Annotated in this window: 26 protein-coding genes and 1 pseudogene; 9 read left to right on the top strand and 18 right to left on the bottom strand. The window is 41.1% G+C overall.

Annotated features, from left to right (window positions below; translation table 11 throughout):
• Positions 1-25 precede the first annotated feature (25 nt).
• The 13 genes and pseudogenes from RDV49_RS07145 to nox form a co-directional block, all read right to left on the bottom strand.
• Positions 26-685, bottom strand: a pseudogene (locus RDV49_RS07145) (DUF6572 domain-containing protein).
• Positions 682-1,149 (bottom strand): UCP033725 family protein, encoded by a 468-nt coding sequence (locus RDV49_RS07150; RefSeq protein ID WP_003007254.1) that lies wholly within the window; start codon positions 1,147-1,149, stop codon positions 682-684. The pseudogene RDV49_RS07145 and the gene RDV49_RS07150 overlap by 4 nt, the downstream one beginning before the upstream one ends.
• A 41-nt stretch (positions 1,150-1,190) precedes the next feature.
• Complete coding sequence (locus RDV49_RS07155; RefSeq protein ID WP_003007252.1) at positions 1,191-1,412, bottom strand: hypothetical protein; 222 nt, start codon at positions 1,410-1,412, stop codon at positions 1,191-1,193.
• Complete coding sequence (locus tag RDV49_RS07160; RefSeq protein WP_003007250.1) at positions 1,412-1,918, bottom strand: hypothetical protein; 507 nt, start codon at positions 1,916-1,918, stop codon at positions 1,412-1,414. Before RDV49_RS07160 ends, RDV49_RS07155 begins: the two co-directional genes overlap by 1 nt.
• 144 nt (positions 1,919-2,062) lie before the next feature.
• Complete coding sequence (locus tag RDV49_RS07165) at positions 2,063-3,013, bottom strand: hypothetical protein (protein ID WP_003007248.1); 951 nt, start codon at positions 3,011-3,013, stop codon at positions 2,063-2,065.
• Positions 3,014-3,058: 45 nt separating this feature from the next.
• Positions 3,059-3,604, bottom strand: coding sequence for a hypothetical protein (locus RDV49_RS07170; RefSeq protein WP_003007246.1), 546 nt, complete (start codon positions 3,602-3,604; stop codon positions 3,059-3,061).
• A gap of 435 nt (positions 3,605-4,039) precedes the next feature.
• Entirely contained in the window at positions 4,040-4,237 is a 198-nt protein-coding gene (locus RDV49_RS07175; RefSeq protein WP_003007243.1) for a Sec-independent protein translocase subunit TatA/TatB, read from the bottom strand.
• Positions 4,237-4,956 carry a twin-arginine translocase subunit TatC gene (tatC, locus tag RDV49_RS07180; RefSeq protein ID WP_003007240.1) on the bottom strand — a complete coding sequence of 240 codons (720 nt, stop codon included), beginning with the start codon at positions 4,954-4,956 and terminating at the stop codon, positions 4,237-4,239. The genes RDV49_RS07175 and tatC overlap by 1 nt, the downstream gene beginning before the upstream one ends.
• Positions 4,943-6,628: an FTR1 family iron permease gene (locus RDV49_RS07185; protein ID WP_003007237.1), complete on the bottom strand. Its 1,686-nt coding sequence runs from the start codon at positions 6,626-6,628 to the stop codon at positions 4,943-4,945. The genes tatC and RDV49_RS07185 overlap by 14 nt, the downstream gene beginning before the upstream one ends.
• The gene (gene efeB / locus RDV49_RS07190; RefSeq protein WP_003007235.1) at positions 6,606-7,811 is read right to left on the bottom strand and encodes an iron uptake transporter deferrochelatase/peroxidase subunit; all 1,206 of its coding nucleotides are present in this window, start codon (positions 7,809-7,811) and stop codon (positions 6,606-6,608) included. The genes RDV49_RS07185 and efeB overlap by 23 nt, the downstream gene beginning before the upstream one ends.
• Positions 7,812-7,816: 5 nt before the next feature.
• Positions 7,817-8,689: an iron uptake system protein EfeO gene (efeO, locus tag RDV49_RS07195; protein ID WP_037607887.1), complete on the bottom strand. Its 873-nt coding sequence runs from the start codon at positions 8,687-8,689 to the stop codon at positions 7,817-7,819.
• A 110-nt stretch (positions 8,690-8,799) separates the two neighbouring features.
• Positions 8,800-10,344, bottom strand: coding sequence for a ClC family H(+)/Cl(-) exchange transporter (locus RDV49_RS07200; RefSeq protein WP_003007231.1), 1,545 nt, complete (start codon positions 10,342-10,344; stop codon positions 8,800-8,802).
• A gap of 358 nt (positions 10,345-10,702) precedes the next feature.
• Positions 10,703-12,079, bottom strand: a complete 1,377-nt coding sequence (gene nox, locus RDV49_RS07205; RefSeq protein ID WP_003007230.1) for a H2O-forming NADH oxidase — start codon at positions 12,077-12,079, stop codon at positions 10,703-10,705.
• Positions 12,080-12,303: 224 nt separating this feature from the next.
• Here nox and RDV49_RS07210 point away from each other — a divergent pair, with 224 nt between their 5' ends.
• From RDV49_RS07210 to RDV49_RS07220, 3 genes are read left to right on the top strand one after another with little or no spacing between them, the layout of a single operon-like run.
• Positions 12,304-13,227, top strand: a complete 924-nt coding sequence (locus RDV49_RS07210) for an FAD:protein FMN transferase (protein WP_037607885.1) — start codon at positions 12,304-12,306, stop codon at positions 13,225-13,227.
• 25 nt (positions 13,228-13,252) lie between these two features.
• Positions 13,253-13,858, top strand: coding sequence for an NADPH-dependent FMN reductase (locus tag RDV49_RS07215; RefSeq protein ID WP_037607883.1), 606 nt, complete (start codon positions 13,253-13,255; stop codon positions 13,856-13,858).
• 18 nt (positions 13,859-13,876) lie between these two features.
• Positions 13,877-15,121, top strand: a complete 1,245-nt coding sequence (locus RDV49_RS07220; RefSeq protein ID WP_003007225.1) for an NAD(P)H-dependent oxidoreductase — start codon at positions 13,877-13,879, stop codon at positions 15,119-15,121.
• Positions 15,122-15,158: 37 nt separating this feature from the next.
• Here RDV49_RS07220 and RDV49_RS07225 read toward each other — a convergent pair whose 3' ends face one another.
• The 3 genes from RDV49_RS07225 to brnQ form a co-directional block, all read right to left on the bottom strand.
• Positions 15,159-15,722: a TlpA family protein disulfide reductase gene (locus tag RDV49_RS07225; RefSeq protein ID WP_003007223.1), complete on the bottom strand. Its 564-nt coding sequence runs from the start codon at positions 15,720-15,722 to the stop codon at positions 15,159-15,161.
• Positions 15,723-15,743: 21 nt separating this feature from the next.
• Positions 15,744-16,451, bottom strand: coding sequence for a thiol-disulfide oxidoreductase-associated membrane protein CcdA2 (gene ccdA2, locus RDV49_RS07230; RefSeq protein WP_003007221.1), 708 nt, complete (start codon positions 16,449-16,451; stop codon positions 15,744-15,746).
• A gap of 154 nt (positions 16,452-16,605) precedes the next feature.
• Positions 16,606-17,922 carry a branched-chain amino acid transport system II carrier protein gene (gene brnQ / locus RDV49_RS07235; RefSeq protein WP_003007219.1) on the bottom strand — a complete coding sequence of 439 codons (1,317 nt, stop codon included), beginning with the start codon at positions 17,920-17,922 and terminating at the stop codon, positions 16,606-16,608.
• Positions 17,923-18,057: 135 nt separating this feature from the next.
• Between brnQ and RDV49_RS07240 the strand changes: the two genes are divergently transcribed.
• Entirely contained in the window at positions 18,058-19,086 is a 1,029-nt protein-coding gene (locus RDV49_RS07240) for a YdcF family protein (protein ID WP_310744338.1), read from the top strand.
• A 185-nt stretch (positions 19,087-19,271) separates the two neighbouring features.
• On the opposite strand, the gene RDV49_RS07245 is transcribed toward RDV49_RS07240, so the two are convergent.
• Positions 19,272-19,826 (bottom strand): GNAT family N-acetyltransferase, encoded by a 555-nt coding sequence (locus RDV49_RS07245; RefSeq protein ID WP_031576258.1) that lies wholly within the window; start codon positions 19,824-19,826, stop codon positions 19,272-19,274.
• Between the two features lie 96 nt (positions 19,827-19,922).
• On the opposite strand from RDV49_RS07245, the gene RDV49_RS07250 reads away from it, so the two are divergent.
• Positions 19,923-21,266, top strand: a complete 1,344-nt coding sequence (locus RDV49_RS07250; RefSeq protein ID WP_003007211.1) for an MATE family efflux transporter — start codon at positions 19,923-19,925, stop codon at positions 21,264-21,266.
• A 68-nt stretch (positions 21,267-21,334) separates the two neighbouring features.
• Here RDV49_RS07250 and RDV49_RS07255 read toward each other — a convergent pair whose 3' ends face one another.
• A complete protein-coding gene (locus RDV49_RS07255) occupies positions 21,335-23,005 on the bottom strand; it encodes a formate--tetrahydrofolate ligase (protein WP_310744339.1) in 1,671 nt (556 codons plus the stop codon).
• 175 nt (positions 23,006-23,180) lie between these two features.
• On the opposite strand from RDV49_RS07255, the gene RDV49_RS07260 reads away from it, so the two are divergent.
• From RDV49_RS07260 to RDV49_RS07275, 4 genes are all read left to right on the top strand, one after another.
• A complete protein-coding gene (locus RDV49_RS07260; protein WP_003007207.1) occupies positions 23,181-23,858 on the top strand; it encodes a phosphopantothenate--cysteine ligase in 678 nt (225 codons plus the stop codon).
• Between the two features lie 10 nt (positions 23,859-23,868).
• Complete coding sequence (gene coaC, locus RDV49_RS07265) at positions 23,869-24,408, top strand: phosphopantothenoylcysteine decarboxylase (RefSeq protein WP_003007205.1); 540 nt, start codon at positions 23,869-23,871, stop codon at positions 24,406-24,408.
• On the top strand, positions 24,405-24,965 hold the full coding sequence (locus tag RDV49_RS07270; protein ID WP_003007203.1) for an ECF transporter S component: 561 nt from the start codon (positions 24,405-24,407) through the stop codon (positions 24,963-24,965). Before coaC ends, RDV49_RS07270 begins: the two co-directional genes overlap by 4 nt.
• 154 nt (positions 24,966-25,119) lie before the next feature.
• Positions 25,120-26,835, top strand: coding sequence for a phospho-sugar mutase (locus tag RDV49_RS07275; protein ID WP_003007201.1), 1,716 nt, complete (start codon positions 25,120-25,122; stop codon positions 26,833-26,835).
• Positions 26,836-26,870 lie beyond the last annotated feature (35 nt).

The raw sequence follows: 26,870 nt of genomic DNA on the forward strand, positions 1-26,870 counted from the left end.
GTTTCGATTAAACGAGGGCTTGGTATTACTCCGGCAATTCTATCTTCAAACTCATATCTGTTGGTTGCAATACTTTCTGAACCGCCGCGAGAAAGGCCAATCCGTTATCAGATGGGGAATACTGGAATGTGATATGGATGACTTTTTTATCAAACTTATCTCCATATTGCTCCACATACTGCTTGCTTTCGAGGAAGTGAATGTAATTGTTGATTTTTTCTTGCAAAATTTTCAGATATACTGCTTCTATCTCTTCCTCCCAGCCAACTGGATCAACTAGAAGAAGCTCTAAATGATTATCAACTATACCAATAGCGTCAAGTTCGCTAGTTTCCAGTTCTGAAACAATGGCTTTGGTGACAATTTGTCTAAATTCCTCTGCTGTAAAAAGACGACGAGTATTTCCTGGGTTTTTTAAAATAATAGACGGATTTTTTTCAATGAAGAGCTTGCTTGATTCATCTTGTGTATATTGCTTTTTTGACTTCCCAAAAACATGATGAGCATAATTCATCTACTCTTCACCAGTATGCTCTTCTGCCAAATAACTGTCAACTGCTTCTTTCGGGATTTCTTTAACAACTTCTGGCATAGTAATATTAAACGTTGGATAAAGCAAGAAATATTTATCACCATCTTGAAAGATTTCCAACATGTCTTTTTGACTTACATAAATTGTTTTCATTTTTTCTTCCTTCGGTCTACTGACAAATCCTTTCTACGACGTAGAATCGTTACTTCGCTGACAGGGATTTTTCCTGATGCATACGTGATAAGACCGTACTTATCATCCATCAATTCCGCACCATCTGCTATATTGTTTTCATTTAAAAATTCTTTATCAGAAACCAATATTCGCACATAAGAATCGGGTGCTGTAAAATCATCATCTCCACGCTTGTGACCAGCCATTGCAAATTCCTGACCTTTATATAGGACACTATCATAAACCGAATACCTCTGACTAACCTCACTATAAGGCACAAGCTTCCCGTATACGCCTTCTCCGGCATCATCTACATAGGAACTATAGGGAACGTAGCCTTCTTTCAACATTGCCGGATCTTTTGAAAGAAGAATATAATCATTTATATAATTCACAAAATTAGAGTATACTTTGTTTTGGTAAACTAGAAATTCTTTACGCATACTAACCCTCCATAAACTAGCATATTAACTACCTTTATCTTCTATTCATCTTGTTTTCTTATTTCGCTTGAAATTTCAAATTCGATCATCCGGTCATGATCACTCACGAGAACACCATTGAAAAATAGAACCAGATAAAGCACAATCGGTACAATTAAGAATAGCCTCAATTGGACAAAATAAGCAAATAGAAACATTGGAAGAATGAAGACAAAGAATAACAATCCGTAACCCAAGCCTTTTTGAAAAATTCGTTTCTTCATTACCAAAAATCCACTCCTTCTTTCGTTAGTGTTAATGGGTTTAGTGTTTTAACTCTACCAATATACTTTAAATCCACCTTTTTCCCTTTAAGGAAGGCTTTTAATTTCATTTTCCTAAACACAGCAACAAACATAAATGAGAAGGTCACCGCAAGACCCAAAAATAGTAAATTTACCATGCCTTGAAAATAGTTTGTCGTTTTAATAGTAGGTCCTAGCCAGAATTGATACGGAGTAAGTAAACGAATGAGTGCAGCTATCACAATAGTTGCTCCAAGGTATGATAGACCCATCCTACTTCTCACGTCTTGGCTATGTGTATGTTTACTAAATGAATAGTTTGTTTGATAAATAGCAAAGGATCTCTTAGTAGACAGACTCCAGTTTCTTTGCACTAAGTACTCTTGATGTTGGTCTGTCACAATCAAATACCATCCTTTTTGAAGCGTCTGCCCATTTAAGGAGATATTGTAGACACGACCTTTAAATTTTTGTTTACAAACCATGAAAACAACCTTTCGATACTATGAACTATTTTTATTATATAAGCATAGCAGTTAGCGTATTTATTTTGATCAGTGTATTCAAAATTTAGATTGAAACAAATTTGTTTGATGTTATTTCTAATATTGTAAATCTTTTTGATTAGATCAATTTCCTTGATCTTTGTTATTTTCCGATTGTTGTTTTTTTACCCAATCTTGATACTGGCCATAAGTAGAAAGAGGAATATCGGATACTTGACCCTTACGATTTACACCATAAATCGTTAGCTTTTCTTCATCCTTAGGTGCCATCCAATAAAGGACCTTGTTAAACCACTCCTCTGGTGTCACATATTGTTCTTGTGGTTCAAAAATCCAATTATCTTTTATTTTCTCTTCAATTTCTGGATAGTCCTTAAATAGATTGATATTTGTATTCAAATTTTTACCTTCTTTTTGAAAGTCACTAATAGTGGTAATATTATGATCTACAAAATATCCCATCCCTTCAACATACTCTCCTAATGTTGTGTAATAAAAATTTGGTACAGTATCATATTTATCTGAGCGTTCTTTGAACTCCCCTTCAACTTTTCCAGTATTAATATTCAAGACGAAAGTTTTAAAAATACCTTTCTTATTTTTCACATCTATATTAATAGTGTTTTTAGGATTATTATGATAGGTAAAAATTGAAAAACGAATAGGATAGAAATCTGCTCGATATTCTTCAACTGCTTTGTTCAAATCCACTTGTATAACAGCTAAATTTTCTGTGCTGTAATCATATAGACGAAGTCTCCAATAATCTGACTTTGGCATACGTTTTTCATCAGTTACATCGATACCATCCTTTTTTGTCATCACTTTCCGTTCTGTCGTATAAGCAAATCGCCCACCACCAAAATGAAAATCGGAGTTATTATTTAACAGTACATATTTCCGTTGATTTCCAAAAAAGTAAACTGCATCTTCGACCTTTGAAAATTTTTCAATTGAGTATTCAGCACTTTCAGGTTTTTTAAAGGCTAATGTGCTTATCACAATTAACAGTACCAGAAACAAACTAATGACTATAAATTTAAACATTCGTTTATTTTCAATAATTTTATTCATCTTCTCTCCTATTTAATTAGTTTTTCCAAAAACAAGCCATCCCTGCTACTTCATGTGATCCGTATTGATATATTTTTCAAAACGAAACCTTTTTGTAAAAAATCCATTCGTATAAAGTAGATAAAAAGAAAAAATCACATAGTCCATCACTAGTAACAAGAAGATACTAGGAGTTGAAAGATATAAATGCATTGAAATGAAAAACATACCAATAAATAAGATGATAAGTAAAACGATGGTTTTGTTATATTTTTTTACTTGGTTTCGAAATTCCTCATACTCATCTTTTGTCAATTCAACCTTTTCAAACACTGTATTCTTATATAGCCGTTTATTAAACACAATCGCAGCAATGATTGAAAAAACAAAGGAAACAAGCAAGAGAACAATACTTAGGACCACATTAGATTCAACACTTTTAAATAGACTTAATCCTAGAACATGGTAACCAATGATAGATGACAAAAATATTTTGGATGTAGATGCCTTATGAGCAACTGACTTTTTCAATTCGCCAGTAGATAAATCGATATAAAAGGTATCTTCTTTATAATCTCCTAAACAAAGAAGCGATTTATAGGTGTACTTCATTCCTTCTCCTTCTTATCTGCAGGTCCTTGTATATTACTCAGTCAGGTCCTCAAAAATTAACTGTCATTCTATTATCTACTATCATACCGAAATACAGTTTGAAGTTCAAGTTAGTCACTATCTAGGGAAATTGGATAATCAAAAAGAGACCACAGGGTCTCTTACTATTTGCTTCTATACTGAATGAACGAGATACAAAAAAATCCACTCACTCGGGGTGAAATGGATTGTTTCTTCATTAACGGTTCAACAAGAAATTGAACAATTTTTCGACAATTTTTACGACCAACCAGCATAAGAATCCGATATAGCTGAAATAGAAAATGAGTGACAAAATCGTAATAATCATGGTTTCCTCCTTCGTCGATTGCAAGTACTTGTCTTATTATACCCTTTTATGCAATCGAACTCAATAGAATTTTGAAAATTGTCTGATTATTCTTTTTCTTCTTTAGCTTCTTTGGTGTCTTGATCGGCTTCTTCACTGCCTTTATTGACAGCTGTCTTAAATTCAGCAAACATTTTGCCGATGGACTGGCCCAACTCTGGCAGGCGTTTTGGTCCAAAAATCAAGAGGGCGCCCAGGATGATGATGATCAATCCTGGTGCTCCAATATCACGTAAAATTCCCATTAGTTTCTCCTTTTTCTTGAATAGATGACTTTACTGATGGCGACACTCACTTCAAATAAGAGGATCAAAGGGAGTGTCATGGCCAAGTCACTGATAAAGTCTGCAGGGGTTAGCACGACGGCTAAGACCAGCAGAACAAAGTAAGCGTAACGTCGGTAGATTATTAAAAACTGTGGTGTCAAAAGACCAATCGAGGTCAGAAAAGCGACCAAAACTGGTAACTCGAACAAGACCCCTAAAGGCAAGGTGGTGTGCCATAAGAAGGTTAAATAATTTTGTGCCGTCAATTGGGTATCAAACAGTCCTTCTCCCAAGCGCATCAAGACCTCTAAAATAGCTGGACTGACAAAGAAATAACCAAATGCAAGCCCCAGCACAAAGCAAATAAAGCTAGCTGGGATGTAGGCAAAAACTGCACGCGCCTCCTTCTCCTTCAGAGCCGGCCTTACAAACTGCCAAATCTGGTAGACAATAAAGGGCAAGGTCAGGCTAAAAGCTGTGAGATTAGCCAGCGATACATAGATCCAGAGGATATCATTCGGCCCCAATACCAGCAGTTTTTGATGGAGGCTAGCCGTCAAGGCTTGGTAGAGTTCTCCACCAAATACAAAAGCCACCAGAAAGACGATAATATAACACAAGACCACTGCGATCAATCGTTTTCGAAATTCGACCAAGTGCTCGACAATGGTCATTTCATCTGCTCTACTCTTTGCCATGTTGTCTCACCGTAACGAGAGCAATCAGAGCCACAAACATTAACTGAGGAAGAAGAACTTCCCAGCTTGGATAGATCCCCGCCCAATCGATGGTTGGAAGTCCATTGACCAAATGGCTAGGGAGGATATTGGTCAACTGAAGGGCGTGAATGCTGACACCGAGCATCTTGAAGGCCAAGGCGTAAATCAACCAAGTCAGAATGAAAAAGATTCTGTGAGGTTGGATAGCTTGACTAGCCTTGGTCATAGCCACTGCAATGATGATGAGAACGGCTATAGCAAGCCCGATTCCCAGTAAGAAATTCGCAGTTGTAATCCGCGGAATGATCCCGACATAAAAGAGAATGGTCTCAGCCCCTTCACGAAAGACTGCTAAGAAACTGAGAGCAAACATCGAGACAAAGCTTCCAGTAGCCGTCACTGTCTTCATTTGACGGTCCATAAAGGCATTCCACTGTTTGACTGAAGAGTTGCTGTGGAGCCAAATTCCGATGAGGATCATCATGACCACAGCGAAAATCCCAACGCCACCTTCAATGATTTCCCGGTTAGTCCCCGAAGAAACGGCTGGAAATGCTACTTGCAAAACAAGAGCGATCGCTGCACTGGCAAGAACACCAGCAACAGCTCCACCGTAAACCCATTTGAGGCCTTTCCTCATCTTAGCAGCCTTAAGGGTCGTCACAAGCGCCATGACGATCAGAAGGGCTTCTACTCCTTCACGCAGAAGAATCAACATGGCATCAAAGGCGTTGTAAGAAGCTGTCGTATCGATCGCAGACAGGTCTTGGATCAAGGCCTGTAATTTCTCTTGATAGACTTTTTCTTTCCCCTTGACCATAATAACCGGGGATTCACTCTCTACGCGCGTGTAGAGAGTGGGATTGGTCGTACTGACATCCCCCTCGATGGTTGGCCAGATCGTGATGAACTGCTTCATAGTCGCTGCAGCAGATTTATCGTCGCCGGATTGGAATTGGCTTTGCGCCTTCTCCAAAAGCTTGATCCCATCGTTCAACGTCAAATCCGTACTGGCACTGCTAATGGCTTCTCCTTTTACAAAGGCATCAATCCCATTTTTGAGGTCATCATAAGAGGACTGGATGTTGGTAAAATCGGTAGGCTCTGTTTCAATACTACTGCGCAAGAGCGAAATGGCCGTCTCGATTTTGCCATAGTAGGCTGTGCTGTGATCTCTTACCACCGCTTCGTTTCGCGTCCAGGTGTTATTGAGATCTGCATAGGTTTGACGGGTTTTATCCAGATCCTTAGCTGTAATGGCCTCTTGTAGGTTCTTAAAATAAGGTGCGAGGCGACTCACGAGTTTGTCTTTTTCCGCCTCTAAATCGACCGGATTTTGCTCTTTTTCAAAAGCGAGCAAGGCTGATGAGATCTTGGTAAGATCGTCTTTGGTTACCTCCCCTTTTATAGCCAGGGCTTGGCTAACTTTTTTTCCTGCCTTGGAATCATGGTGGTCTTTGGATTCAAAATCAGCCTGAATCTCAGCGATCAATTTCTTGGCCTTATCCTGGTCCTTATTTTCTACAGCGGTTGTTGCATCTGTGATCTTGATAAAGAGATCGCTATAAGATTCCGCAGCTACTGGATGAGTCCAGAACAAGGCAAGAAGGCCGAACAAGATCAAGAGTTTATTCAAAGAGTGCTTGACCAAGATACCCTCCTTTCTCAACGCCTGCAAAGCAAGCAAAGAGTCCACTTCCGATATGGGTGATGTACTCGTTCATTTTATCGACTGCGCCCAAGTTGGTTTGGATTTTGACAAAGCTGTTCGGATCCTTTTGAAAGGCGATAAAGATCAAGCCAGCATCAAATTGCCCAGTCTGTTCATTGATGCCATCCGAATAGGAATATGACCGCCGTAAAATCGGTCGATCGACTTCTTTGGCCAAACGGACATGTGAATCTACTGGTAGTTTAGATAAATCTACTTCATCAAATTCGTTGGTTTTACCAAAGGGAGCACCGGACTCCTTGTAGCGACCAAAGGTGTTTTCTTGCTCCTGCAAATTGGTTCGGTCCCACGTTTCCAGGTGCATTTGTACTAGGCGAAGAGCCATATAGGAACCACCCTTCATCCAATCCTTGCTGTCAGTCCAGACGACCTTATCAAAGTCCTTCTCCGTCGTGACATTTGCTGTTCCATCCTTGAAACCAAAGAGGTTGCGCGGCGTTTCTTTTCGATCACCAATAGCTGCAAAGCCTGATTTGCTCCACTTCATGGTAATGGTATTGCGACCCTTACGAATCAGATTTCGCACCGCATGAAAGGCTACTTGCTCATCGTCTGAACAGGCCTGAATGACGATATCGCCACCAGTGTATTTGTCCTGCAACTGCTCCTTTGGAAATGGAGGCAAATCACGAAAGAGTTTCGGACGTTTGGACTCCAAGCCCAGTTTCTTTAGAAAGGAAGCCGAAACTCCAAAAGTCAAGCTCAAGCGATAGGGGTTGAGTCCCACTGTTTCACCTGTATCTGTTGGAGGCAAGAGGGCATTGGAACCATCTTTTTTGACCAACTCTCCTTCAACTAATTTACTACTGTAATCGGTCCAGTCTTTAAAGAGCTGGATGACTTCTTTTTTGTCCGTCGTGTGAAGGTCTAACACCACCAAGTAGCAAGCCTTCTGCATAGGCGTCGTAATCCCTGCTTGGTGCTTACCATAAAAGGAGATGTCTTCATCCCCATCATAAGCTTTTTTGCTGGAACTGTCTTGATTAGCGAAAAAAGCAGATGCACCAGAGAGGCCCAGCGCTAGACCAGCCCCTCCAATACCTGCTTTTTTAAGAAATTCACGACGGTCCATTTTTTTATCTAAAAATTTTTCGTCAGCCATGTTTCTTATTTCCCATCTAAAATCACACCCATTTGAGACAAAGGTTCACCAAGTTTGGTCACAGCTTCTGCCAATTCCTTGGTATCTTCCTTGGATAAGTCTGTGTAAGACTTATAGTTTGAATCATCTGTCATGTGTTTGTCCAATAAAGCATTAACATTCTTGAACTCTGCTTCCAAGGTTTTAACCAATTTGGCATCTTTTTTCTCAATCAAAGGTTTAAAGAGAGAGAAGATCTTTTCAGCCCCTTCAATATTGGCACGAAAGTCGTAAAGATCTGTATGAGAGAAGACTTCTTCTTCACCTGTAATCTTTTGCGTTGCCACTTCATTGAGCAAATCGACAGCTCCGGTCAACATGATATCCGGTGTTACCTCTACTGTAGCAATTTTAGCTTTCAACTCCTTGATATCGTTCACCAGTTGGTCAGCGTATTTGTCTGTTCCATCTGTAGTATTGTTTTCCCAAAGGATACGCTCAATCCGGTGGAAACCTGACCAGCCATCTTCTGATTTATTTTCATCCACATAATCCACCAAGCGGTAGTCGATCTTGACATCCGATTCCCCGAAGGTTTCAGCAATCGGCTCAGACCGTTCATAGGCCATACGGATCAAGGGATATTGCTTTTTGGCTTCTTCCAAATTACCGTCTTTTAGGGTAGCACGGAATCCTTCTGTCTCCTTGAGCAATTGGTCAATTTGCATTTCAACAAAGTCTTTGTATTCAGCTGTCGCATTGTCCAAGGTCTTCTGGTCAGCCTTAGACAACTGCACCGTTGAGCTGGTTTGCGTCTTTTGATTCGACTGTTTGCTAGTAGAATTTGCACACCCTGCTAAAAGAGCAACACTCAATAAGAGTAGACTATATTTTTTCATGAAAGACTTCTCCTCATTTGTTCTTGCCCTTATTCTACCAGATAGTTTCTCATTTTTCAATAATTGTCTGAAAATTTAATAATAGAAAAGCTCTTCTGAGAATCTGTCTTTTACAAAAGAATATCCTTAACCCGTCCAATTTCGGATTCTTTAACCACCACAAAGATGCTATCCCCTAGATACAAGCGAGTCGCACCATTGACCGTATAGCTCTTACCGCTTCGCATTTGCGTGGTGATCAAGATATCTTGAGGGAGGTGCAGTTCATGAACTTGCTTTCCTGCAATCTTTTCTGATACAGGGATCTCAATTAAAGTCAACTCTCCTTCTTCTTGCGCCTTATCCGGTAACAATTGCTCGAGCATGGCTTCATAGACTGGCGCTCCATGGAAGAGATCCATGATCATATAAGCCAGCAAGGTCACCATACCTAGAGGCATTAAACTACGAATATCACCGACCATCTCTGTCACCAAGATCATCGCTGTTAAAGGTGCTTTTGAAATAGCCCCAAAATACCCACTCATGCCTAAAATAATGAAGAGAGGCAACTGATTTTGAGAGATAAAGCCAATGTTTTGGAGGAAGGTTCCAACGATGGCTCCTAAAAGAGATCCTAATGCTAGTATGGGCAGGAAAATTCCTCCAGGCAGGCCACTACCATAGCTCAACATACTCCAGATGAAACGGATCACAAAATAGAGAAGGATGGTCAGCACTGGATACGGTACTCGAGCTAAATCCAAGACCAATTGGTTCCCACCACCAAGAATTTGAGGAAGAAAATAGCCGATTGGAAGAATCAAGATAAAGGCAAATAAGGAAGAATAATGAGAAGGAACATGGAAAATCTTCTCTAGCAAACGATAGAGTCGGCCGATATTGAGAACCACTATTTCGTAGACATAACCCGCTGCCCCTAAAAAGACTCCAAGAAAAAGATAAATCCAGTACTGAGACAGATGGAGAGGTGGAATATTTTGTGGCATATGAAGCACTGGTGTTTGACCAAAGACATTGAGTGAAATAAAATTAGCCGTCAAACTAGCAGCCAAGGTCGAAATCCAAAAGAAACGTGAAAAATGATGGTAGACCTCTTCAACCACAAATAAAAGCCCCGCTATAGGTGCATTAAAGGCAGCGGCAAGACCAGCGGCAGCCCCACTTGCAATCAAAGACCGCTCCTCAACTGGGCTGACCTTCAAATGATGGGCCACTCCTTTTCCACCCATCGCCCCTAATTGAATACTAGGACCTTCACGACCAAGCATCAAGCCACTTCCGATGGCCAAGACACCTAAAATATACTTCTTCCACAAGGTATCCCACCAACTCACCGCCAAGAGCCCCTTAAGTTCTGCTTCGACTTGCGGAATTCCTGATCCTTTGATATCCCGATTAGTGCGAATGAGGCGACCAGCAATCAGTACGATCACCCCATACCCCAACAGCATCGCAAACAAATAAAATGGTTGACCAGACATCTCCTTGTAAACGCCTTGAACAAAATGAAAAATATGTTCGATCAAAAAACGAAAACTCGAGACGATGCAGCCCACAACGATCCCAACCAGAACACCTCTAACAATATGGGCCACAATTGAACTAGAGGCAAATTGAAATTCATTTTTAAAGGCTTCTTCTTTAGCAGACATTCCCTAACTCCTTCAAACTCTTATCCTATTCATTATACCTTATTTCACTGCCTCTGAATACATGTAAAGACAAAAAAAACAAAACTACCCTTGTTAGTTTTGTTTAGAATGTGGACAAACCATTTTATCCAATAAAAATAAGTTAAGAAATTCTACAAAGAAATATAAATATGTCCTATTTATGGAACGAATAAAGAAAAGTCAAAACTTTCCGCTGTGAGAAAAGTGCCTGAAACAATACAGTTTCAGGCACTCGGAATTATTGAGACCTTAGGCTCAATAATTAGTCATGGAACTTCTACGAAGTTCGCTGACGTCCGTACTCACCTAAGGAAATTTTTTAATAGAACTTTAGCTATTATTCAGCAGTTAAAGCTGCCATTGTAATGTAGTTGTAAGGTTTGTTGAAGTGTGGCAAGAAGAACAAGTCTGTCAAGGCCAATTTATCAATCGTTACGTGTTCTTGAATCGCAAGTGAGAACATGTGGATAGCCATTGAGATGGCGCTATCACGTGATACCATTTGAGCTCCAAGGATTTGACGAGTATCTTTATCATAGACGATCTTGATACCAACTTCGTGGTTATCGTGTTTGATAAATTCAGGTTTTTGAAGGTCGTTAAAGCCAGTTTCAGTGGCATTGAAGCCTGCAGCTTTCGCTTTTTCAAGAGTCAAACCAGTTGAAACCATGTGAAGGCCGTAGATAGAAATACCGTTAGAACCTTGAACACCGATTCCCTCTAATTCATGACCAGTCGCATTGTAGGCACCAACAATACCTGAACGAACTGCATTAGATGCAAGAGCGATGTAGCTCATTTCGTTACGAGCGTTATCGAAAATCGTCGCACAGTCACCAACTGCGTATACACCTGGAAGTGACGTTTCTTGTTTCTTATCAACAAGGAAGGCACCGTTGCGGAAGAGTTCGATCTTACCATCAGCAAGAGCTGTATTAGGACGGAAACCAACAGCCAAGATAACCATATCTACATCGAAGGTTTCTTTATCAGTTACAAGGCGTTCTACCTTACCGTCTCCTTCAACCGCTTGAACAGTTTGTCCAAGTGCCAAACGGATGTTGTGGTCTTCCAAGTTTTTCGCCATGATGTCAGTGAAGTCTTTGTCGTAGTAACCATTCAAAACAGTGTCCACGATATCCACCAAGACAACATCTTTACCAAGACGTTCGAAAGCTTCAGCAAGTTCAACACCGATGTAACCACCACCAACTACGGCGATACGATTCAAGTGTTTGCTGTTGTCTTTCAATTTTTCGATCACTTCTTCAGCGTTTTGGTACAATTTAACGAATTGAAGATTTTCAAGAGTTGCTTTGAATTCGCGGTTACCAGGTACGATTTCAACTCCTTTAATTGGAGGAATGATTGGTGTTGATCCAGTCGCAAAGATCAATTTTTCGTAAGATTCTTTGTGTTCTTTTCCATCAACTTCCGCTGTTACCACTTTGTTGTCATAGTCAATTGAAAGAACAGGTGAGTTCATGTAGACTTTTGCACCTTTTGCTTCCAATTTTTCTTTGTCAGAGTAGAAAAGACCTTCAGGACCATCGATTTGCTCACCGATCCAAAGCGCCATCCCACATCCAAGGAATGAAATGTTTGAGTTTTGGTCAAAAACTACAATTTCATTTTCATTTCCGAAATTATCTAACATAGTGTTGATACAAGCTGTTCCGGCATGGTTAGCCCCTACAACAACGATTTTACTCATAGAATAAATCCTACCTTTAATTTAATTTACTTCTTGAGTATATCATAAAAATGATATCGGTTACAATTATTTTGCTCAGAATTTGTGATCTTTTTTTCAATTTTCCAGAAAATCACACTTCACATGTTTCAAAAAATGTCAAACAATATGCTTGAAATGATTGTGAAAACGATATCTTTTTGATATACTGTAAGTAAGTGAAAATAGGAAAGGATAGATTTTTAGTGGACCTAAGTAGTCGATCCGAACGTTTGATGGGTACGACCATCACTGTTTCGATCTGTCACCCACAAGCGAATGAACTCTTAGCCCGCTGCTTTGAACTTCTTCGCTCCTACGAACATCGCTTCAGTGCTAATGATGCAAGTTCTGAACTCATGAAGGTCAATCACCAAGCTGGTATTGCTCCTGTCCAAGTACATCCAGATCTTTTTGAACTGATTGCATTAGGAACCTTGCATAGTCAAGCTCAGAACAGCCATTTAAACATCGCCATTGGTCCTCTTGTACAGACCTGGCGAATTGGATTTTCAGATGCTAGACGTCCCCAGCAAGGGGAAATTGATCAAGCTCTGGCCAAGATCGATCCTCACCAAATCCAGCTCGACCCAGAAAACCATACGGTCTTTCTGACACGTCCTGGAATGAAGATTGATTTAGGAGCCTTGGCTAAGGGTTATAGTGCAGACTGCATTGCGACCTTTTTAAAGAGCCAGGGAGTAACAGATGCCTTGATTGATCTGGGAGGCAATATCCTCACTGTCGGTCAACACCCCATCAAACAACAACCTTGGCGGATTGGTATTCAAAATCCAGTCGAAAAAAGAGGCCAACACCTACTGGTCCTCTCAGTCAAGGATAAATCTGTTGTCACCTCTGGCATCTACGAGCGTCATTTAGAAGTTGACGGCCAGTCGTTTCACCATATCTTTGATAGCGCGACGGGCTATCCAGTTGAGACAGACTTAGCCAGTATCACCATCATATCTGATCGATCCGTAGACGGGGAGATATGGACTACCCGCTTGTTCGGGGAATCTCCTGCTTCTATCCTCAACACTGTTGAATCACTTCCTGGTATAGATACCTTATTGGTTTCTCAATCAGGCAAGATTGCCTATACAAGTGGGCTTCAATCTTATTTATAATTCTCCTATCAGAAAGGAATTTTCCATGATAAAACTTATTGCGATTGTGGGGACTAACTCCAAACGTTCTACAAACCGTCAACTGCTTCAATACATGCAAAAACATTTTGCTGACAAGGCTGAGATCGAATTGGTCGAAATTAAAGATATCCCTGTCTTTAACAAACCAGCCGACAAACAAGTGCCTGAAGCTGTCTTAGAGATTGTTGCCAAAATTGAAGAAGCTGATGGGGTGATTATTGGGACTCCAGAATACGACCACTCTATTCCAGCAGTCTTGATGAGTGCACTCGCTTGGCTCTCATACGGAGTCTTCCCATTGTTAAACAAACCGGTCATGATTACTGGGGCTTCATACGGTACGTTGGGATCTTCACGCGCCCAACTCCAACTTCGCCAAATCTTAAATGCTCCAGAAATCAAAGCAAATGTCTTGCCAGATGAATTCTTGCTCTCCCATTCATTGCAAGCCTTTGATCAAAATGGAGACTTGGTGGATTTAGATGTCATTCAAAAATTAGATGCCGTCTTCAATGATTTCCGTGTGTTTGTAAAAATCACAGACAAATTGCGCAACGCCCAAGAATTACTTCGCAAAGATGCTGAAGAATTTGACTGGGAAAACTTGTAAGATAGGAGACAGAAAAGAATGAAATTTGTTGGACTTGTAGGATCGAACTACGATCAATCATATAACCGTAAACTTTTGGAATTCATTCGCCGCCAATTTAAAATCAAATTTGAATTGGAAGTTCTTGAAATCGACGAAGTTCCAATGTTTAATCAAGATGAAAAATGGGACGAAAGTTTCCAATTGCGTCTTTTGTATAACAAAATCACTCGTGCAGATGGTGTTATCATTGCCACTCCAGAGCACAACCATACGATCTCTGCTGCTCTCAAGTCTGTTCTTGAATGGCTCTCTTTCGAGGTGCATCCATTTGAAAACAAACCGGTTATGATCGTCGGTGCTTCTTACTATGATCAAGGGACTTCACGTGCGCAAGTTCACCTCCGTAAGATCCTCGATGCCCCAGGTGTCAATGCTTATACCCTTCCAGGAAATGAATTCCTTCTTGGAAAAGCGAAAGAAGCTTTTGACGAAAACGGCAATATCATCAACGAGGGAACCGTCAAATTCCTTGAAACCTGCTTGGATAATTTTATGAAATACGTTGAGGTTGTATCTAAATTGAAAAAACCAAAACCAATTGAACCAGAAGACTTGGATTGTAATCATCCAATCGCTACAACTGTTACTGAAGTCGATCCTGACGATCCAGATTGGGTAGAAAAAGTAGCTGAAATCACTGGTGCCGTTTCCGGCGATACCTATGTCAAACTCGACCACGGTATCCTAACCGTTAACCAAATTGATATGTTCTTAAAGGCTATGCCATTTGAATTGACCTATGCCGATGATAACAACCAATTCCTCTACTACAACAATGCCCATCAAGATCCTGATACCATGTTTGCCAAACGCGTGCCACCTCAATCAGGAAGCCGGATGTCAACCGTTCATGGTTCCCTACCACCAGCACGTATGAAAAACGTGGAATGGGTGATTGGTACCCTTCGTAACGGTAACCAAGACTATGTTCGGACTATTGTTCCAGGATCTCCTGAAGGCGTGATCAACACTCACAACTACCAAGCTATGTACTATGAAGATGGTTCATACGCTGGTATCAATGAGATTGTCTTCAACTTCAAACCATGGTTGGACTGGTACCTGCAAACAACCGGCCAACGTCTAGTTGGCGGAAGCGGTCCATTTGCTCCTGCTGGTGGACATGGTAGTACAGATGCAACTTCTGGCGCTTCTGATGCTGGAGGACATGGTGACGGAGGCCACGGAGATGCTGATGCCACTTCTGGTGCAAGCAACTAAGAAACTAGAAAAAAATGAAGCTTCGTGCTTCATTTTTTTATTGTAACTCCTTGATGATCTTCTTAGCATCTTCGTTTGAAATAGCCCCTAATTGGACATGTCCAATTTTCCCATGACTGTCTATAAAGACTTCTGTAGGAATAGAGCGAACCTGATAATCTGCAAATGCAGAACCATCTGGATTGTACAAGACCGGTACGGACTTGTAATCTTGTTGATCAAACCATTTGACGAATTCTTCTTCTGTTTTTTCACCTTGGAGTCCTGGTGCCATAACGGTCAGAATTTCAAAGTCTCTATCCGTATCCTTGACCAATTTCTCTAATTCAGGCATACTTTGCCGGCAAGGACCACACCAGGTTGCCCAAAATTTCAAGTAAACCTTTTTGCCTCTATAGTCTGAAAGTTTGACCGTATCCCCCTTCATATCCTTTAGTTCAAAGTCACTAGCGTCTCTTCCTACCAAAGGATTCTTATTCGTTGTTGTATTCATTGTTGGCTGATTGTCCATACTACTCTCACTGGATTGATTCATGGAACAAGCTGACAGCAAAGCTAAAGAGAGAACTGAGAAACAAGCGTATTTAAAACCTTTCATCATGCGTTAAACCTCCGGATTATTTTATGAAAAGATAGATGACAAACTGTTCAATTGTCCCAAAAGTAAGAGAATTCCCATCAGAATAATGATAGCTCCGCCGATTTTCTTCAGCAATAACAAATGGGGTTTGAGACGATTAAAGTAAGGTAGGACCAGACTAGATGCTAAGGCCAAGAGTAAAAACGGAAGGGCCATTCCCAAGGTATAAACAAGGAGATAAATAGCTCCCATAAGAGCATCTTGCCCATCTGATGCTGCTAAAGCAAGGACTGATCCTAATACCGGACCAATACAAGGCGTCCAACCAAAACTAAAGCCAAGACCAAGGAGAAAAGCTGAAAACAATTCATTCTTCTGTTTGTTGGCTCCAAAATCTACTGATTTTTGCTTTTCAAGGAAATGAAAATGAAAGACTTCCATTTGATGAAGACCAAGGATAATGATGAGAGCTCCCATCAGATAACGGAACCAATTGGTGTACATGATCTTTCCAAGCAAGCCCGCTCCAAAACCAATGAGGAGGAAAATAACAGAAATACCTGCAATAAAACAAAGGGTTTTCAGCAAGCCATGCCAGCGAATTTTTTTCCCGAACAATCGGATAGCCTTTTCCTGATCACTTCCTAGCAAGATTCCAATATAAACCGGTAGCAAAGGAAAGACACAGGGAGAAAAGAAAGACAGAATACCCGCAAGAAAAACTGTCAATGAAAAAATGATTGGATTCATAGTTCACTCCGTATATTGATATGCTACATTCAGTATAACATTGACTGACAAAAAATAAAAATTTCTGCTACGTTTTTTTACTAAAGTTTGGATTTAGGTACTAGTTTCAAAAGAAAAACTCTAAAGCATGAAACTTTAGAGTTTCTAATATAACTTATTCTTCTGCCGTTTGTTTATTTGGTAATACGAGCGATAAAAGAATCCCGATGACTACTGGCACTAACCATGGAAGAGATTGAGCCGCAAATGGAAGCAAAGCAATCCCCTTTTCTACTAGTGAAATTTTAAAGGTATTTGCCAGAACACTTGCAAGAGAGACCAAGCTGGCCAAGAAAATAGTCAGTTGCATTCCTAGTTTTGAAAGAGCCACAAATTTATTCACTATCACAAGCAATACAATGGTAATGGTGATTGGGTAAAGAATCATCAAGACTGGCAATGAGAAAGCAATAATGGTATTCAAGCCAAGGTTGGCAATCGCAAAACCAATCAGAGTGAAGACACTTGCATAGACCTTGTAAGAAACCTTAGGGAAGGTGCTATGGAAGAATTCACTGGTAGAGACGATTAAACCAGCAGTTGTGGTAAAGCAAGTTACCGTCACCATTCCTGCTAGGAAAATCTGAGCAGTCGGACCAAAGATCGCTTTGGTAGCTTCTGATAATACATACACCCCTTTATTGCTATCAGATGCCATAACAGAAGCTGGAATAGGAAAATGATTCCCCAGATATCCTAAACCGATATACAGCACACTAAAACCAAGGGCTACAACAATTCCAACCAACCAAATAGTCTTGATGTATTCTCTCTTACTTGAAAATCCAAGTTGATTCAAAGTAGTCACTGCGATCACACTAAAGGCAACAGATGCCAAGGCATCCAAGGTATTGTACCCCTCTAAAAATCCTTGCCCAAAGGCAGATGCCTGATAAGCTTTTGTAGCCACCATTGGAGCATGCCCACTGTATTTTAGAGCTCCAAGAACGACTAAGATCAAAATGAGAATCGCAAAGATCGGGGTCAAAATACGACCGATTCGATCTAGAATCTTAGATGGATTCAAAGCAATCAGAAAGGCAAGCAAAAAGTAGACCAGGGTAAAAATGAAAAGTGCTAAACTGGCATTCATTCCACCTAATAAGGGGGCTGTCCCCACTTCGAAAGATACCGTCGCAGTTCTTGGAATGGCAAAGAAAGGACCAATCGAAAGATACAGCGCAACTAAGTATACAATTGCGAAAACAGGTGAAATCTTACGAGAAATCTCATCAATATAACCTTTGGGATTGAGTGTCCCGATAATCAAGGTCACAATGGCAATTCCCACGCCTGAAAGGACAAACCCAGCAATAGCTGGCCAAAATTGATTACCCGATAAAGCACCAAGAGTCGGCGGAAAAATCAGGTTTCCAGCACCAAAAAAAATACCAAACAGTAATAAACCTGTCAGGGAACCTTTTCGTAACATACGATCTCCTTAAAAAAACGATAATCTTAACTTTATCAAATTCATTTGAAGAAAGCAACTTATTTGCATGAACAATCCGCTATTTCTATCAGTCATTATGGTACAATGGATGTAAGATTTTACGAGGTGCAAAACATGTATCTATATCTATTCTGGTTATTTCCAGCTCTTATTTTTTTATTGTTCTTTATGAGTGATCGCAGAAGGCTTTTCAATGCTTATCTCTTTTCGATAAACCTGGGGCTTCTTCTACTGATTTCTGCATTTCTACTAGTCGTTCGAACTGAGCTATGGTTTAATCAACAAATTGCAATTATTGTATTTGTTGTGATTTCCATCCTCGTTTTTCTCAGCATTATTTTCTCATCTATCTTTCTCCTTTTTAACGGCCGTCAAATGATGCTTTTTGAAGGAAAAAGACTGGCCAACCTCCTCTCTCTGCTTTATGGACTGTTTATTATCGGAGCTTTGGCACTACATTTTCTACCCTATTTCCCAGGGAATGACATCCTCATTTATCTGACTGACTTCGCCCTGTTTTACATGACCTTTCTCTACCTCTCTTATGTATCCTATGGGACTTTTTGCAATCTCTTTCCAGTTCGCAAAGAGCCAGACGCCATCATCATCCTTGGCTCAGGTTTGATTGGAGACAAGGTTCCCCCACTCTTAGCCCAACGTCTCGATAAGGGAAAGGCCATCTATGAGCAGTTCGAGGGACGACCAAAGCTGATTGTTTCTGGTGGTCAAGGGTCAGATGAGCTGATCGCTGAGGCAGAAGCTATGGCCGGATACTTGATGGAACACGGGGTTCCAGAAGACGCCATTCTCATCGAGAATCGCTCTCGTACTACTTTTGAAAACCTGACCTTTAGCAAGCGTCTCCTTGAAGAAGAGGGGCTTGGCAAGCGAGTCCTTGTAGTAACCAATTCATTTCACGCACTCCGTGCAGGTGTCTTTATGAGACGATTGAAAATACCTGGTCGAAGTATCGGTTCAAGAACAGCTTTTTACTATCTCCCATCCGCTTGGATTCGAGAAACCATTGGCCTGGTTTCACTCTATTGGAAATGGCATGTTGCCTTCCTAGCTCTTCTGTTTCTACCTTGGTTCTTTACACAAATCATGAAACTGATTGAGTTCTTCATTCAATATCTAAACTAAAAGAGAGTGGGACAGAAATCGGTAATTCGTTAGAATTCGATTTCGTCGTCCCACCTCCGCACAGTTGAGTAGGGCTGTAAAAGCTGATGAAATCAGCGTAGTAGAGCCCACTCAACCACTGCGTCCTGCTCGACAATCCAAAAATAATTGAGAGGCTAGGACTTTTGTCCCAGCCTCCTTCTTGTCTAGTGGTCACTAAAGCGTCTATATTTAATGCGGAAATCGAAATAATTTTCTTCCTGCAGTTTACGGAAAATATCGCGATAAGCCTCTTCGTCAAAGTGGTCACCCCGATAGAGAATTTCAAAGCTCAGTCCTTCGTATTCTAAAAAGGCATTGGCAGTTTTAAAACCATTACGCTTATAGAAATCCATCCGAGACTGACGTTGCTCTAGATTGTCACATTCTTCATCTAAACGTTCCACTTCAAGAATCATGGTTCTTTGGTAAAATTCTACCAATTTTTCAATGATTTCTTGACCATAACCGTGGCTACGTAGGTGGGGCATAATGGCAAAGAAGCTAACATAAAAAGCTTTCTGATTATAGATAGAAAAAGCAAATCCGACAAATTCTTCTTCGTTATAAAAAGCAAAAAAATTAGCATCGTCATTGTCCGTATAACGCAGGTATTCCGACAAAGGGACTCGCTCTTCTTCTGGGAATGCCTCGATATTCAGCCTCTCGACCTTGTCCAGATCTGGGAACGTTTCAGTGATTAATTGGCTGGTTAAGCTCATAAAAGCCTCCTTTTCTGCCCTGATTATACCAAAAAATGTAAGGGCCTTCAACTATCGACGCTTATCGCTGGTTCCTGAAGTTGGTATAATGACACTATGAAAAGAATTCAACGTGTGGTCCTCATAGATGGTCCTATTTTACCCGCTCTATTGAGTTTTGCCTTTCCTATTCTTTTGTCCAATATCTTTCAACAACTCTACAATACCTCGGATGTCATGATTGTAGGGCGTTTTTTAGGTCAAAAATCTTTGGCCGCCGTTGGAGCAACCTCTGCCATATTTGATTTGATCGTTGGATTTGCTGTCGGTGTTGGAAATGGGATGGGGATTATTATCGCGAGAAATTATGGAGCCAAAAACGAAGACCAATTACGAAAATCAGTCGCCGCAACTGCTATTATTGGTTGCATTCTCAGTCTCTTCGTGATCTTCATTGGTGCTGTCGGACTTTTTCCCCTGCTCCAATTTTTAGGGACCCCATCAGCAATTGTGTCTCAGTCTTATCTTTATATCGCTACCATTGTTAATGGTGTGGCTGTGACCTTTGCCTATAATCTTTGTGCCGGACTTCTTCGAGCGGTTGGCGATAGCCTAGCGGCACTCTATTTCTTGATTATCGCCGCTATTCTCAATATTCTTCTCGATCTTTATTTTATTACCCAACTTCATCTCGGAGTCCAATCTGCTGGGATTGCGACCATCATCGCCCAGGGTATTTCGGCCCTTCTTTGTATTTTCTATATTCGTAAGAAGGTCCCTTTTCTGCTCCCGCATCGCAAGGTTTTTGTTTGGGACAAGGAGCTTTATCAGGATCTGCTAAGTCAGGGCCTTGCCATGGGCCTCATGACTTCCATCGTTTCGATTGGAACGGTTATCCTCCAATCCGCTATTAATCAGCTTGGAACAACCATTATCAGTGCACAGGTCGCAGCCCGTCGTATCATGTCCTTTGCCGTTTTACCGATTACAGCTATCGCCTCAAGTATCACAACCTTTATCTCGCAGAATTTTGGCGCAGAGCAATTCCAGCGGATCAAAAAAGGCGTTACCATTGCCAACCTTCTTTCTTGGGTTTGGTCTGTCTTGGTTGCTGCTCTTCTATTCTTCACAAGTCCGTCTTTAACCAGCTTTATTTCCGGCTCGACAAATCCTGATCTCATTGCAAATGCCAGTCTTTATCTCCAGATCAGCTCTTGCTTTTATCCTATTTTGGCGAGTCTCATCATCCTGAGAAATGCCCTACAGGGAATGGGTAAAAAATTAACCCCACTCACATCCAGTTTTATTGAATTGTTTGGAAAAATTTTCTTCGTTCTGTGGATTATTCCTCACACCGGCTACATGGGGGTCATTCTCTGCGAACCCCTTATCTGGATTCCCATGACCCTACAGCTCATCATAATCTATCGAAAAATCAGGTACCAACTCCTTACTGAATAATGATTGATTAACAAGACCAAAACAACTTCTGCTCATTTGAACAGAAGTTGTTTTTAGATATCTAGCTATTAGAACAAACCGATGGCTGTTCCATCAGCAGCCACATCCATATTCAAAGCAGCTGGACGTTTTGGTAAACCAGGCATGGTCATGACATCCCCAGTCAAAGCGACAATAAAGCCTGCTCCCAATTTTGGCACCACTTCACGGATAGTGATTTCAAAGTTTTCAGGAGCTCCCAAGGCATTTGGATTATCAGAGAAGCTATATTGTGTTTTGGCCATACAGATTGGCAACTTATCCCAACCATTTTTCACGATTTGGGCAATTTGTGTCTTAGCTTTCTTCTCAAAATTCACCTTATTACCGCGATAAATTTCTGTAACAATCTTTTCAATTTTTTCTTCAACAGAAAGGTTGTTATCATACAAGCGTGTGTAGTTAGCTGGACTTGTTTCGATGGTCTTAACCAAAGTTTCAGCAAGGTCAACTCCACCGTCAGCACCATTCGCCCATACACTAGCAAGTTCAACTGGCACATCAATTTCAGCACACAATTCTTTCAAAGCAGCAATTTCTGCTTCTGTATCAGTGATAAATTCATTGATGGCAACCACTGCAGGAATGCCAAACTTACGGATATTTTCAACGTGGCGTTTCAAGTTGGCAAAACCAGCACGAACAGCCTCTACATTTTCTTCTGTCAGAGCATCCTTGGTCACTCCACCGTTCATCTTAAGGGCACGGAGTGTCGCTACGATTACGACTGCATCTGGTGATGTAGGTAAGTTTGGAGTTTTAATATCAAGGAATTTTTCAGCGCCAAGGTCAGCACCAAATCCTGCTTCTGTAATCGTATAGTCTGCTAAATGAAGAGCTGTCGTCGTTGCTAATACAGAGTTACATCCATGGGCGATATTGGCAAATGGACCACCGTGAACAAAGGCAGGCGTTCCATAGATGGTTTGAACCAGGTTTGGCTTAATCGCATCTTTGAGGATCAAGGCAAGAGCCCCTTCCACTTCCAAATCACGGACATAAACTGGACTACGATCATAACGGTAACCAATCACGATGTTGGACAAACGACGTTTCAAATCTTCAATATCTGTCGCCAAGCAAAGGATGGCCATGATCTCAGAAGCAACGGTAATATCAAAACCGTCTTCACGCGGAATCCCATTTAAAGGACCGCCAAGACCGACAGAAACATGACGAAGAGCGCGGTCATTCAAGTCCACTACCCGTTTCCAGATAATCCGACGTTGGTCAATTCCTAGCTCATTTCCTTGGTGCAAATGATTATCAATCAATGCTGAGAGAGCGTTATTAGCCGTTGTGATCGCATGCATATCCCCTGTGAAATGAAGGTTGATGTCTTCCATCGGTAGAACTTGGGCATAGCCACCACCAGCAGCACCACCTTTAATCCCCATAACTGGACCTAAAGAAGGTTCGCGAATGGCAATCATGGTTTTTTTACCGATTTTATTCAAAGCATCTGCTAGACCAATGGTGATGGTTGATTTCCCTTCTCCAGCTGGAGTTGGGTTGATCGCAGTGACTAAGATAAGTTTTCCTACTGTATTTTTCTCAACTTCACGAATCTTATCAAAGCTCAATTTCGCCTTGTATTTTCCATACAATTCAAGATCATCGTCTACCAAACCGATCTTCTTAACAACGTCCACAATCGGTTGGAGTTCAATGCTTTGAGCAATTTCGATATCTGTTTTCATAAGGGACTCCTTTATATTTGATAGGTCTATTATACCTAAAATTCGCGAAAATGACATGGTTTTTCCACCTTTTGAATCGAACGTTCGTTTTTTATGTAAATTTTATGGCTACACATAGCTAATCCTAATAGCTTCAGAACTTTACTTATGTATCTTTTTTGTGTAAAATAAGCATATGCATATTTTAATTACATCAGGCGGGACGAGCGAAGCCATTGATAGTGTTCGTTCGATCACCAATCATTCCACCGGGAGCCTAGGGAAAATCCTTGCAGAAACGGCTCTTGCTAAGGGACAGCAGGTGACCTTGATCACAACGCCTACCGCTCTTAAACCCGACCCTCACCCACAGCTTCGACTTCTATTGATCGACAATGTTGAGGAACTTCTCTCTCAAATGAAAAAGGAAGTTCCTCGTCACCAGGTATTAATCCATGCTATGGCAGTCTCAGACTATACGCCTGTTTACATGACAGGCCTTGATGAAGTTAAGAATGCTCAGGATCTTCATACCTTTATCCATCGCGAAAATCACGAAACCAAAATCTCTTCGAAAGAAGAATATCAGGTGCTCTTCTTAAAGAAAAATCCGAAGATTATCTCGCTCGTCAAAGAATGGAACCCTGCCATTCAACTGATCGGCTTTAAGCTTTTAGTCGACGTTTCTTCTGAAGAGTTGATCCAGGTAGCGCGTGAAAGCCTGGTTAAAAATCATGCCAGCATGATCGTTGCCAATGATCTGACCAAGATTCAGAACGGTCAGCATCAAGCCTATCTAGTGACAGATGATCAGGTCCTAGAAGCTTCTACGAAAGCAGAAATCGCAGAGGCTATCCTACGTTATATCAAATAAAAAGGAACTTATGACACACATTACTTTAGCGGTTACCGGTAGTATTTCCGCCTATAAAGCGGCTGATATTACCAGCCAACTAACCAAATTGGGCTTTGAAGTGAAAGTCCTCATGACTCCTTCAGCCCAAAAATTTATCACCCCTTTAACCTTGCAAGTTCTTTCAAAGAATCAAGTCGGGCTAGATGTTATGATTGAAGACGATCCACAGCGGATCGAGCACATCGACCTTGGGAAAGAAACTGACCTCTTTCTTGTAGCGCCGGCCAGTGCCAATACCATTGCTAAATTGGCTATGGGACTGGCAGATAATATGGTCACAAGCACAGCTCTAGCCTTGCCTCAAAGGACTAAAAAATTACTGGCCCCTGCTATGAATACAAAAATGTTAGAACATCCCGCTACCCAACGAAATCTAAAGCTCATACAAGACTATGGTTACCAGATTATCCAACCTCGTGATGCTGTTCTTGCTTGTGGGGACAAAGGTGCTGGAGCTCTAGCGCCTGTAGAAACTATTGTAGAAACTGTTAAGGAGAATTGTTTATGAGAAAATCATCTTCTATTTCACGAATTGCCATCTTTTTTGCGGTGATGATCACCATTCACTTTGTGACGTCCTTCATTCTGCAATTTGTTCCATCAGGAATTCAACCAACCTTGGTTCATATTCCTGTCGTGATCGCCTCTATCATATACGGTCCACGGATTGGAGCTATCTTAGGACTCCTCATGGGACTCTTTAGCCTCACTATGAATACCCTGGTTATAACACCCGCTAGCTATCTCTTTAGTCCCTTTGTCCCTCACGGGAATCTCTACTCCCTTATCATTGCCATAGTCCCTCGGATTCTCATCGGAGTAACCCCATACTTCGTCTATCGCTGGATTCGCAATCGTACTGGACTTGTGATCGCTGGAATTGTCGGCTCTATGACCAATACTGTTTTCGTTCTAAGTGGGATTTACTTCTTCTTTGGTAACAGTTTTGGAGGGGGAATTCAAAATTTCCTTGGGTTGATTGTGTCTACTAACTCACTCATCGAAGTCATTGCGACAGTACTCATTACCAGTGCAGTCGTTCCATCTCTTGAAAAATTAAAATAACCTTCAAAGCCAAGACCAATTTATCTTGGCTTTTTTTTTTGATGGTGAATTAACCCTATTTTTTTTGAAAAGATTTACAATTATCGCTAGAATTTTCTGAAAAAATTTGCTATAATGTAAGCGATTAAATTATAAGCAAAAAGGAGACGCTTGCATGACCTATCAAGAAAACTACCAAAAATGGCTCGACTTTGCTGAATTACCAGCTTACCTTCGTGATGAGTTGGTCGCAATGGATGAAAAAACAAAAGAAGATGCCTTCTATACCAACCTTGAATTCGGTACAGCTGGTATGCGTGGATTAATCGGTGCTGGTACCAACCGTATTAATATCTATGTTGTTCGCCAAGCAACTGAAGGATTGGCCCAATTGATCGACTCAAAAGGTGAGGAAGCGAAGAAACGCGGTGTTGCGATCGCCTACGACAGCCGTCACTTCTCTCCTGAATTTGCTTTTGAATCTGCTCAAGTTTTGGCTGCTCACGGTATCAAATCTTATGTATTTGAAAGCCTACGTCCAACACCTGAATTGTCATTTGCTGTTCGTCACCTCCACACATTTGCTGGGATCATGGTAACCGCTAGCCACAACCCTGCTCCATTTAACGGATACAAGGTATACGGTGAAGACGGTGGACAAATGCCTCCAGCAGATGCTGATGCATTGACAGATTACATCCGTGCTATCGAAAATCCTTTCACTGTACAATTAGCTGACCTTGAAGAAAGCAAAGCTAACGGCTTGATTGAAGTTATCGGTGAAAACGTCGACGCTGAATACTTGAAAGAAGTGAAAGGCGTTAACATTAACCAAGACTTGATCAATGAATACGGTCGTGACATGAAGATTGTCTACACTCCACTTCATGGTACTGGTGAAATGTTGGCTCGTCGTGCTCTTGCCCAAGCTGGATTTGAAGCTGTTCAAGTTGTTGAAGCTCAAGCTGTTCCAGATGCTGACTTCTCAACTGTTAAATCTCCAAACCCTGAAAACCAAGCTGCCTTTGCTCTTGCTGAAGAACTTGGTCGCAAAGTAGACGCTGATGTATTGGTTGCAACTGACCCAGATGCTGACCGCCTTGGTGTTGAAATCCGCCAACCAGATGGTTCTTACCTCAACCTTTCTGGTAACCAAATCGGAGCTATCATTGCTAAATACATTCTTGAAGCTCACAAAACAGCTGGTACCCTTCCTGCCAATGCTGCCCTCTGTAAATCAATCGTATCAACTGAGTTGGTGACTAAGATTGCAGAAAGCTACGGCGCAACTATGTTTAATGTCTTGACTGGTTTCAAATTTATCGGTGAAAAAATCCATGAATTTGAAACACAACACAACCACACTTACATGCTTGGTTTCGAAGAAAGCTTCGGTTACCTGATCAAACCATTCGTACGTGACAAAGACGCTATCCAAGCCGTTCTTATCGTTGCTGAAATCGCAGCTTACTACCGCTCACGTGGTATGACTTTGGCAGATGGTATCGAAGAAATCTACAAACAATACGGTTACTTCGCAGAAAAAACCATCTCTGTTACCCTTTCAGGTGTGGACGGGGCTGCTGAAATCAAGAAAATTATGGATAAATTCCGTGGCAATGCTCCTAAACAATTTAACAATACAGACATTGCTAAGACAGAAGACTTCTTGGAACAAACAGCTACTACTGCTGACGGCGTTGAAAAATTGACAACTCCTCCAAGCAACGTGCTTAAATACATTTTGGCTGATGATTCATGGTTTGCCGTTCGTCCTTCAGGTACCGAACCAAAAATCAAATTCTACATCGCTACAGTTGGTGAATCTGAAGCAGATGCTAAAGAAAAAATTGCGAATATCGAAGCAGAAATCAATGCTTTTGTAGGCTAAAACACGAGGCTGGGACAAAAGTCCTAGCCTCTCAA

Source organism: Streptococcus parasanguinis (assembly GCF_031582885.1).
In the GTDB taxonomy this organism is placed as follows: Bacteria; Bacillota; Bacilli; order Lactobacillales; family Streptococcaceae; genus Streptococcus; species Streptococcus parasanguinis_M.